This window comes from Pseudoalteromonas sp. SG43-1 (assembly GCF_014164415.1).
Taxonomy (GTDB): Bacteria; Pseudomonadota; Gammaproteobacteria; order Enterobacterales; family Alteromonadaceae; genus Pseudoalteromonas; species Pseudoalteromonas distincta.
On the sequence record NZ_JACJFD010000050.1, the window covers coordinates 1 to 10,752 of the forward strand.

The 10,752-nt window shown below is 41.0% G+C and carries 10 protein-coding genes; 6 read left to right on the forward strand and 4 right to left on the reverse strand.

The window, feature by feature from the left end:
* Positions 1–54: 54 nt before the first annotated feature.
* Positions 55–966 carry a LysR family transcriptional regulator gene (locus H5159_RS20380; RefSeq protein ID WP_182780940.1) on the reverse strand — a complete coding sequence of 304 codons (912 nt, stop codon included), beginning with the start codon at positions 964–966 and terminating at the stop codon, positions 55–57.
* A gap of 174 nt (positions 967–1,140) precedes the next feature.
* On the opposite strand from H5159_RS20380, the gene H5159_RS20385 reads away from it, so the two are divergent.
* From H5159_RS20385 to H5159_RS20410, 6 genes are all read left to right on the forward strand, one after another.
* Positions 1,141–1,818, forward strand: a complete 678-nt coding sequence (locus H5159_RS20385; RefSeq protein WP_182780941.1) for a glutathione S-transferase family protein — start codon at positions 1,141–1,143, stop codon at positions 1,816–1,818.
* 105 nt (positions 1,819–1,923) lie between these two features.
* Positions 1,924–3,051: a zinc-binding dehydrogenase gene (locus H5159_RS20390; RefSeq protein ID WP_007583457.1), complete on the forward strand. Its 1,128-nt coding sequence runs from the start codon at positions 1,924–1,926 to the stop codon at positions 3,049–3,051.
* A gap of 223 nt (positions 3,052–3,274) precedes the next feature.
* A complete protein-coding gene (locus H5159_RS20395; RefSeq protein WP_182780942.1) occupies positions 3,275–5,833 on the forward strand; it encodes a CotH kinase family protein in 2,559 nt (852 codons plus the stop codon).
* A gap of 77 nt (positions 5,834–5,910) precedes the next feature.
* Complete coding sequence (locus H5159_RS20400; RefSeq protein ID WP_182780943.1) at positions 5,911–6,825, forward strand: polyphosphate polymerase domain-containing protein; 915 nt, start codon at positions 5,911–5,913, stop codon at positions 6,823–6,825.
* 1 nt (position 6,826) lies between these two features.
* Complete coding sequence (locus H5159_RS20405; protein ID WP_033022227.1) at positions 6,827–7,414, forward strand: DUF4956 domain-containing protein; 588 nt, start codon at positions 6,827–6,829, stop codon at positions 7,412–7,414.
* 1 nt (position 7,415) lies between these two features.
* On the forward strand, positions 7,416–8,510 hold the full coding sequence (locus H5159_RS20410; RefSeq protein ID WP_182780944.1) for an OprO/OprP family phosphate-selective porin: 1,095 nt from the start codon (positions 7,416–7,418) through the stop codon (positions 8,508–8,510).
* 117 nt (positions 8,511–8,627) lie between these two features.
* On the opposite strand, the gene H5159_RS20415 is transcribed toward H5159_RS20410, so the two are convergent.
* From H5159_RS20415 to H5159_RS20425, 3 genes are all read right to left on the reverse strand, one after another.
* Positions 8,628–9,113, reverse strand: a complete 486-nt coding sequence (locus H5159_RS20415; RefSeq protein WP_182780945.1) for a hypothetical protein — start codon at positions 9,111–9,113, stop codon at positions 8,628–8,630.
* 457 nt (positions 9,114–9,570) lie between these two features.
* Positions 9,571–9,981, reverse strand: a complete 411-nt coding sequence (locus tag H5159_RS20420; RefSeq protein ID WP_182780946.1) for a hypothetical protein — start codon at positions 9,979–9,981, stop codon at positions 9,571–9,573.
* Between the two features lie 114 nt (positions 9,982–10,095).
* Entirely contained in the window at positions 10,096–10,620 is a 525-nt protein-coding gene (locus H5159_RS20425; protein ID WP_182725217.1) for a hypothetical protein, read from the reverse strand.
* Positions 10,621–10,752 lie beyond the last annotated feature (132 nt).

Sequence of the window (10,752 nt, forward strand, 5' to 3'; positions counted from 1 at the left end):
CCACTCTATTTATCTACTACCCACCTGACTATTAAGGGCTATTCTGTTCGCTCATTACTCTTCATTTGTTTCTTTTATTCTTTGTACTAAAAAGTCGACCGCCGCTTTTACCTTAGGCACTAAATAGCGCTGCTTTTGGTACAACAGATAAACGGCCATATTGGTGTTTTGCGTTATTGCTAATTCATGCTCAAACTTAAGCTCTTGCAACTGGCCAGACTCAAGGTATGAGTCGAGCGCCCACCGAGTTGACATTAAAATGCCCTCGCCATTACACGCTTTTTTAGCCAGCCACGATCCGTTATTTGAAATAGCGACCGCAGGCCCAGAAACGTCGTGCCATTGCTCATCCACTTTACATAACCAAGGCGTTGGCCCCGCTGGCGTTTTAAAATAAAGGCCACTGTGGCCCTTTAATTCCATAACATTAGTGGGCATACCGTATTTTTGTAAATAGCAGGGTGACGCAACAGGAATAAAGCCGTTATCCATTAGTTTTATTGCTAGCACGCGTTCATTTGGCGCATAGCCACCGCGAATAGCAATATCAACATCGTCACGCCCAAGTGTCGACAGCTCATCACTTAAGCTAACATCTAATATAATTTCGGGGTATAGCGCGCTAAACTCATCAAGCAGAGGCAGTAGTATTTTGTCACCAAAACTCACCATTGAGCTTATACTTAATCGCCCCATGGGTGTTGTTTGATAACTGCGCACAGTTTCGTGGCTTTGCTCTAGCTGATTTAATATTTGCTGAACATCGTTATAGTAAATTTGCCCAACTTCGGTCAATTTAACTATGCGGGTCGAGCGCTTTAAAAGCGTCGCCCCTAGGCTTTTTTCTAAATCAGCAACTCGCCTCGACAACGACGAAGGCGGCACATCAAAAGCTTTGGCGGCTTTGGTAAAACTGCCCGTTTCAACCACCTTAATAAAATACCGTATGGCTTTTAGTTGATCCAAGTCGCCTCTCCATTAAATAAAATGCTTTATTGTCTTAAAGACAAAAGTGATTCGCATTTTCCCCTATATATAAGCAAATTAAAACAAGTAATAATGTACTCAACCTAAAGACAGGGACTTAAATTGCATTTTTTGGCAATGAATATCTTCACGTTAATAATGGAAAGCTGACTTATGATTACTTTGCACGGTTTTGCTGCTAGCAACTATTACAACCTAGTTAAACATGTACTTTTACACAAACAACTGCCATTTAAAGAACATCTTGTTTACGGCGGTAGCGAAGAGTTATTAGCAATCAGCCCTGCAGGCAAAGTGCCTGCAATCACAACAGCTAACGGCCTTAATATTTCTGAGTCGAGTGTTATTTGCGACTTTATTGAAGAGTCGTACCCACAAACCCCGCTATATCCTGAAGATGCAGGTGAGCGCGCAGTTGTACGTCAAATTATGAAAATGGCAGAGCTTTATTTTGAACTGCCAAGCAGACGGTTTATCCCTTATGTATTTTCAGGCGCTGAAGTACCCGATACAACTAAAGCCGAAGTACGCCAAGTATTAACGCGTGGTGTAACCGCTTTGAGTAGCGTGTGTAAGTTTTCACCTTGGATTGCAGGCGAGCAATTTACAATGGCAGACATTTACGTTTATTACGTAAACACCATTGTTAACGCCTTTGGCTCAAGCCAGCTTGATTGGGATGTACTTGCACAAGTACCCGGCATGAAAGAGTGGAACGAATCAATGAGCCAATTAGCTATTACCCAAAGCATAGAGGCCGATCGGCAATCAAATATGGCTGAATTTATGCAAAAAGTGAAAGCGCAAATTCAAGCAGCAAACGCTAAATAACGCGTAGCTACAAAAGTATCTATTCTAATTTTTAATTACTAAGACAGATCGCCAATACAATAATGCTATTGGCTTAACAAATTTAATTCTTTGCAGGAGACACCTATGACAGATAAAAATATCCAACTTACTTCAACTATCAGCGAAGACAATAAACTTACACTTGCCTTAAAAAACATCGAGATGCCAAAGCCAAATGCCGATGAAGTTGTTATTCGTATTGAAGCTGCACCATTAAACCCATCAGACTTAGGCGTTTTATTCAGCGCAGCTGATATGTCTACTGCAAAACAATCAGGTACTGATGAAGACCCAGTAATTACTGCCGATGTTCCAGCTCAATTTATGCCATCACTTAAAACCCGTGTTGGAAAAGCAACCCCTGTAGGTAATGAAGGCGCAGGCACCGTAGTGGCAGCAGGCTCATCGCCAGCCGCACAAGCATTAATGGGCAAAACAGTGGCTGTTATTGGTGGCGGTACGTACCGTCAATTTATATGTGCCAATGTACAAAGTTGCCTAGAGTTAAAAGAAGGGACTACCGCTAAAGAAGGTGCATCATCTTTTGTTAACCCACTTACCGCACTCGCCATGGTAGAAACCATGCGCGCTGAAGGCCATAAAGCCATTATTCACGCCGCAGCGGCTTCTAACCTTGGCCAAATGCTAAACCGTATTTGCATTGCCGATGGCGTTGATTTAATTAATATTGTTCGCAAACCAGAACAAGAAAAATTACTGCGCGATATGGGTGCAAAATATATTGTTAACTCAAGCAGCGACACTTTTCTTGCTGACCTAACAGCTGCAATAATCGAAACCGGTGCAACTATAGCGTTTGACCCTATTGGTGGCGGCCAACTAACAAGTGACATTCTTAACTGTATGGAAGTTGCAGCTGCGCGCGATATGAAAGAGCACACAATTTATGGCTCTGATACATTTAAACAAGTGTACATTTATGGCGCACTAGACCGCGGCCCTATTACATTAAACCGTAACTTTGGCTTTGCTTGGGCTGTAAACGGGTTCTTGTTATTTAATGCTTTAGGTAAATTAGGCACAGATACAGTAATGAAAATGCGCAAACGCGTTGCTGATGAAATCACCACTACATTTGCGAGTAACTACACGCACGAAGTGTCATTAGCTGAGGTATTACATTTACAGTCAATCGCGGCTTATTCTAAACAAGCCACCGGCGAAAAGTACTTAATTAAACCTCAAGCTTAATTAAATATTCTTCGTTAAAAATTAAAAAGCAGATGCTAATTAGGTATCTGCTTTTTTACGTTTAAATATACGCACTCTACTATTGCTAGGTTTGCAGTTAACGCGTCCTTAAAAGCCTGTCATAAAACCATCACAAAAACGTAATTTACTGAATGTTTACACATTGTTTGCACCTTTTATTCTTATAGTTTATCCACTTTAATAAAATAATAAGCGTGCCTACATGAATATAAAACCTTTTATATTTTATTCAGTTATTGCCTCTACTACATTATTGTATGGCTGCGGCGGTGCTGAGCAAACTACCGACACTAGCACAGAGCAAAGTACTGATTCATCATCAACAATCACGTCAACTGGCTTAGTTATAAATGAAATTGTCGCAAGCCCAAGTGATACCTCCTACGATTGGATTGAGCTATATGCCACTGAAGATATAGCCGATTTGTCGGTATTTTCACTTGTTGATGATAACGCCGACAGAGAGCATCAAGCATTACCCGCAGTAGCGCTTTCGCAAGGAGAGTTTATTGTTATTCAAGCCATTGATGAAACCGACACACCGCCCGATAATGGTTATTACGTTACCTTTAAACTAGGTAGCGACGACGCTGTTACGCTTTATGAAAATAGCACTGCGGTGTCTGTACTTGATTGGGAAGAAGGCGAAGCCGCTGAAGGTTTTAGCTACGGCTTATACACCGACGGCACCGGCACCGCGCAAACATTAACACCAACACAGGGCGCAGCTAACCAAACAGCCGACACCTCAACACTTGTTACCACGCTAATTACTGAAGATGCCCCACTGCGTATAAACGAAGTAGTAGCAAAAGACAGCAGCGGCTCCGAGGACTGGATAGAGCTTTATGTAACAAGCAGTAGCGATGTTTATTTAGCTGACTACACACTAAGTGATGACAATAACGAGCAATTTGCCCTACCCGACATTACTTTAGCGCCCGGTGAGTTTTATCGTATTTACGCCAGCACCGATGATTTAGGCGACCTCCCAAGCGTAGCGTTTAAATTAGGCTCAAGCGATACCGTAAGCCTTTACAGTAACAATGTAATTATAGAGCAGTTATCGTGGAAAAAAGGCCAAGCCTTGAGTGGTTACAGCTATGGCCGCTACCCAGATGGCAGCGATGCAACAGCGGTATTAACTCCAACAGAGCTTAGTCAAAATAGCAAAGCAACTCACGGACCACTCGTTATTAACGAAGTGGTGGCAAGCGCTGCAGACGATGGCAACGACTGGTTTGAGCTATACAATAACAGCGAAAATACTATTAACTTAGCCAACTACCAAGTTATTGATGAAAGCGACGACATAGACCCAGTAACCCTGCCCGACATAGATTTATACGCAGGCCAATACATTACTATTTATGCCACCGATGAAGATCCAGGTACTTACTACGTACCCTTTAAACTAGGTAAAGAAGACGAGTTAAGCTTAATACTCAACGATGAAGTAATTGACTACATTGATTGGGACGAAAGCGATGTAGCCACAGGCTTTAGTTACGGCCTAAGTAACAGCACCGACTTTACTCATGCGTTTTTAACCCCTACTCCCGGTAGTGAGAATACCGTTGCAACCGCATTTACACCCACAGCTGTTAATACGCTTTCTATTACAATTACCGACGAAAACTGGCAAGACATTCTAGATAACCCACTTGATGAGGAATATCACGAAACTGCTATTACTTTTAACGGTGTAACACTCGATAGCGTGGCTATTCGCACTAAAGGCGGCTCAAGCTTAAGCAGTGTTGCCAACTCTAGCAGTGACCGATACAGCTTTAAGGTCGACATTAACGAATACGTGTCGGGCCAAAAGTTTTTTGGGCTAAAAAAATTCACACTGCAAAACTCGTTTAACGACCCGTCGTACATGCGTGAAGTAATTGCCTACGACCTAATGGACGAAATGGGCGTACCAACGCCTGAGCATGCTTACGTTAACTTTTATGTAAACGGCCAACTATTTGGTTTGTACTTAATGGTAGAAGCCATAGATGGAGAATTTGTAGAAAAACACTTTGCCAACAGTAACGGCGATTTATACAAGCCTGATGGCACAGGCAGCGATTTATTATGGCTAAGTGACGACATACAAAGCTACACCGACATAAACTTACAAACCAACGAAGACACCACCGATAACGGCGCATTTATTAACTTTGTAGAATCGCTCGATGACGGCGAAACCAGCGCCATAGAGGTAGATACACTTTTACGATATATGTCGGTTAGCACTTCGCTTTCTAATTTAGATAGCTACCACGGTACGCTTGCTCATAACTATTATATTTACGATGACGATGGCGTATTTAGCATTTTGCCATGGGATTTTAACGAGTCATTTGGCACCTTTAACATGAATTGTAATGGCGTAGATGTAAGAGAGCTCTACATTGATGAGCCAGTAAGCGGCGCATTAAATGAGCGCCCGTTAATTGCTAATGTATTTGCCGAGCAAAGCAACCTTGATGTGTACCACAGTTACTTAACGCAACTTATTAATGGTTCACTTTCAAGCGACACATTTAGTGCCCGCGTAAATGAAATAGCCGACTTAATCCGTGAGCACGTACAAAACGACCCCACTAGTTTTTACGGCTCAGATTACTTTGAGCAAAACCTAACCTCTACTACGGGGCAGTTTTACGGTTTAACGTCGTTTATGCAGTACCGCGTAGCAAATATGGCCGCGCAGCTCGATGGCACATTGCCTTCAGCCGGCGACGGCAGCGGCTTTTGCTCTAGATAAACAACCCATCCTTCATGCAGTGCCAGCACGCTGGCACTGCACTCTGTAACTTTGCAATTTAATAATCTGAGAAAATTATGACAATTCAAGCACGTTTAAAGGATGAATTTTTTGAAAAGGACGCTTCAATTGCACCTGTAGCAATTACTGCAATAAACACTAAAAATAAGCAGGCCCAACCTGAAAAGCCAACCGCTGATAGCCCATTATCAACATTAATTAACGAGCTACTCACCCCGTTTGAAGGCTACGGATTAAAAGATCTTAATAACGCCAACTTAATGAACCGTGTAGACAGCAAGTTTATGCTGCCACTGTCTTTTTTACCTGAGCTACTAACTCACTTACATGGCCAATACCGTGTGCTTGATATACAAGGTAAGCGTTTATTTTCTTACTATAATCAGTACTTTGATACGCCCGAGCTTGATTTATACAAAGCCCACCATAACGGTAAGCTTAATCGATACAAAGTGCGCCAAAGACGCTACGTTGATACCGCCACCGAATACCTAGAAGTAAAACTAAAAAACAATCAAAGCCGTACGGTTAAAACACGTATCAAGCTCGAAAAAAACAACGAGCAAGCTCATTGTACTGCGTTTATGAAAGAACAAATGAAACACAGCTTTGCACATTTAAACGTAACCCAACAAAGCGGCTATAACCGAATAGCCTTAGCCAACGAAGAAAAAGCCGAACGCTTAACGCTTGATTTTAACCTGTGGTACAACACCCCAAAAGGCGATAACAAAATAACCCTACCGGGCTTTTTTATTGCCGAACTTAAGCAACGCAAAAAAACAAAACACTCGCCATTTTATAAGCTGATGAGCAAACACCACATATTCCCTGCCTCGTTTAGTAAATACTGCATTGGCTGTGCTTTGCTCTACCCCGAGCGCTTAAAAGTAAACCGCTTTAAACCCGTTTTAGCCCGTTTAAAACACCTTAACCGCACTAACCCGCTTTTACCTTTAGAGAATAATTAAAATGACAAAATTAGATCTTATTTTTCTTTCCCGTTTTTTAGTAAACATCCTATCGCTGGCTGTACTTTGCTATGGCTGTTACTTTCGCATAAGTAAAAATGCAGTGGTGGCAGGCTCGTTTATTTTATTTGGCGTAGGCGTTTTTATTATTACCTTTTTGCTGCATGGCGTTGATATGTCAATGGAATTTGCATTTGGTCTATTTGCCGTATTTACCATGCTAAGGTACCGCACTGAGTCTATTTCGATTAAAGAAATGACTTACTTATTCCTTGTTACTGCTATTGCTTTACTTACCTCTGTAGGGCAAATGAGCTTAATTGAGCTAAGTATTCTTAACGGCATAATTTGCTTAATTGCCTTTGTAATTGACTCAAGCATATTTGTAAAACGCTACGAAGTACAAAGCGTTTGCTACGAGCGCATAGAAAACATAACCCCGCAAAACCAAGCCACACTCATCAACGATTTAAAACTGCGCACAGGCCTAAACGTAGTTGCTGTAGACATAGAGCACATCGACTTTTTAAAAGATGTAGCCCAACTAAAAGTGAGCTACTTAGCCGAAAAACAAACAAAGGTAGCCTAACATGACCTCTAAACTAACTATTTCTACCGTGGCGCTTTCAACACTTTGTTGTTTTGTTAGTAACGCAAGCTTTGCCAAAATTAACGATGATATAGACCTAAGCGGCTATATCATGCTCGACTACAACAAGTTTGATACCTCATTATTAGAGGAGCAATACGACAGCAGCAGCTCAGAAAGTACCTCAGAAATACGCCGCGCTCGCCTAAGTTTTAAATCAGACATAAGCAAAGACTGGAAAAGTAAATTTCAGCTTGGCTTTGCCGATGGCGAAACCGAAATAAAAGACGCCTACCTAGAATACTCAGGCTGGAAATATGCTGATTTAACCATAGGCCAGCAAAAAGAAGGTTTTGGCCTAGAAAAACTAACCAGCTCTCGTAATTTATTAATGCTTGAACGCAGCATGATAAGCGAAGCGTTTTCGCCAGGGCGAAGTTTAGGTATTAGCCTATCGGGAGAGATAGCCTCAGTAAATTGGCAACTTGGTTATTATCAGCCAGACGAAGACGAAGCAACTTCAGCTATTACAGGGCGCGTAGCTTGGGTGCCATGGCAGCAAGATACCAACCTATTACACTTAGGCGTCGCATTTAGTGAGAGGCAGTACGACGGTAACGAATTTAGAGTAAATGAGCCACTTGAGGTTTATACCGCCGACTCATTAATAGAAGGCGATAAAATTAATGCCGATAACCTCTCGCAGCAAGGTATAGAGCTGTTATGGATTAAAGACAGATTGACCATGATGGCCGAGTGGCAACAAGCACAAGTAACCAGTATTGAAAATACAACCAATGATTACGAAGGCGGCTATTTGCAATTTGGTTATCAGTTATCGGGCGGATACCGCAAGTATAAAAACGCAAAACTAGGCGCAAGCTCAGAGCCAGGCTGGGAAATTACAGGCCGCTACAGCCTACTTAAGCTCAAGCAAGAAAACCAAGACGCAAAAACCTACGCCCTCGGCGTTAACTACACCGTAAACAAAAACATAAAGTTTATGGCCGACTACATTAAAGCCGACTACTTTGAGGCAGGCGGTACTATCACATCGGGCAATGCAATCTCATTAAGGCTGCAATATTCGTTTTAATGCGCTTGGTGTTTAGTCGTTTAGCCTAAAACTATAAAGCCCCTGTGTTAAACGTTACGTTTAACACAGGGGCTTTATAGTTACTTAGTAAATAATATTTAAGTTAGTTTTTAAATACTAATTACCAGCGCCTGCAAATTGTATTGGGTAATCCATATCGCCGCTGCGGTTAATACTGTTACACAGGTTTTTATTAAAACTGGTCAGTGATGGGTCGATGGTGTGCTCATTCACTACAATACCGTCACTTCGCCTTTTAACCTCAATAGATCCGATTGTTTTAATCGCTGATAAATTATCGCCTACGTTTTTAAATATAAAATACTCTATGTGTTCAGTAATAGACACCGCGTTTTCGATATCTCCCTTAACGGCAGGCACTTGGTAGTTAACACTATTACACGTTAAATCATAAACTTTTACTAATTCTAGCTCGTCAGCTCCTTGCACATCAGCAATAACTTTAATCGTGGGCTGCGCTGCTGTTTCAAGTAAGTATTGTGTTTCACTCATTTCGCTTAAAGAAAACGAATCAACGCTTTTAGCTATAGAACAGCCCGATAATAAAGTAAAAACTAAAAACACTGCCCTATTAAAAAACACCTATAAATACCTTATTTCTAAAATTTATTTGCTTAGTATTACCATAACACTAAGAGAGGTTCTAAATATAACCTCTAAACAGCTAAAACAACCTCACTTATATTCTTTCTCATTCAAGCTTGAAACAGGGCTTTATATAAGGCGAGGCTTTGATAAGTGAATTTCCAATAGGAAGTTGGAATATTTCCCATTCAATGCTGGAATTGAGCTTATTTCTCAATTAACGCTGGAAGGGATCACCCGTACGTTGCTAGCCACTCAAGTACATTAAAGGTTTAAGGATATAGTTAATTTGATAGGCGTACTCTGGCAAACTTCGCTAGTGCGACATCAGCAGGCACTGGCAAACCTTGATGTATGAAGTCAAAATTTGACTCTTTTGACCCAAAAATTGTTGGCTAAAATAGGCGACGCAGGAGCAAAAGCCCACTGTTTTTAGTCCTTGTTGATTTTCTTGTTAGCAGTACGATAACTCAAACTCTGAATTATTTAAAATACTCTCGATAAGTTTCTGATATCTATTGGGATTACAAACATAACCAGAATAGTTTTTGTTATTAAAACTAAATTGATGGAGAGAAGAAAGCACAATTTTTTGACTATCCAGATACTCCTCAAATGAGGTAAGACTCACGGCAGAACAAGAAAAATTAAAGAGACCATTTATTGATAATTCAGTTATTACACCTTCAGATACTTGGGTATAAAACCACTGTAATTTAGAAAGTTGATTACTAAGATCTCGTAAACACAAAGATACGGCTTTCTCGGCTGTTTTCGATGAACTTTTGACCAAGGCATTAGATGGAAGATGAATTACACTCCCAATAAAATTTCCTGATTTTTCCTCGACACCTATTTCTAACACTGAACTTTCCTGTACTGCTAACGCTTTGCCAAGGGGCAAATGCGAACGTTGTTGGGCGAAGCCCAGTGAGTATTTGTCCCAGCCGCGCTTTTTGCGGCGAACTTTGGCAACTTGTTAGGTTCCGGTTTTAGGGATGTTACATTTGATCATAAACCAATTCTTTTCGCTTTCGTTAAGCATAGCGAACCCCATATTTTCTTCGCCGAAATGGCAAATTCTTGTTTTTGATGGATTTCCAAAAGAAAAATAGCCTTCTCGACGCTTTCCGCTGTCTTCATAAGAAAATGCCTTCATGACAAACCAAACACCATCAAAGTACTGAAACCAAATTAATTTGATTCCTTTACTTTTAGCGAATGAAATGAATTCATCAAGTCGGCCATCAGAAACTTCTACTTTCTTTTTAGTCCCTTTCATTGAAACGACATTTACCGGCAGGTTTTTACCATCATCTTCATCTATCCACTGAACAAGCTCAAATTTTCCTTTCTCAGCCAACTTAATCAAATGCTCTAAGCTACTATGATGTTTCGACAAAAAGCCTTCTGCTCTTTTTTCTGCCTTGTTTTTGAAAGGATTATACTCGTCAGAACACCCCAGCACTAAAAAACCAACAGCAAGAATCGTGAGTAATCTCATAGGAACCTAACACTTTAGTATTTATGCGACACGCAGTTTGTGTTGCATAATCGCTTGTTGGTCTGAGGCGCTACCTGCTCGGTGTGTCAGAGTTGGTGTTGTTTATGCTATGGGAATTTGCTTTTTAGAGGC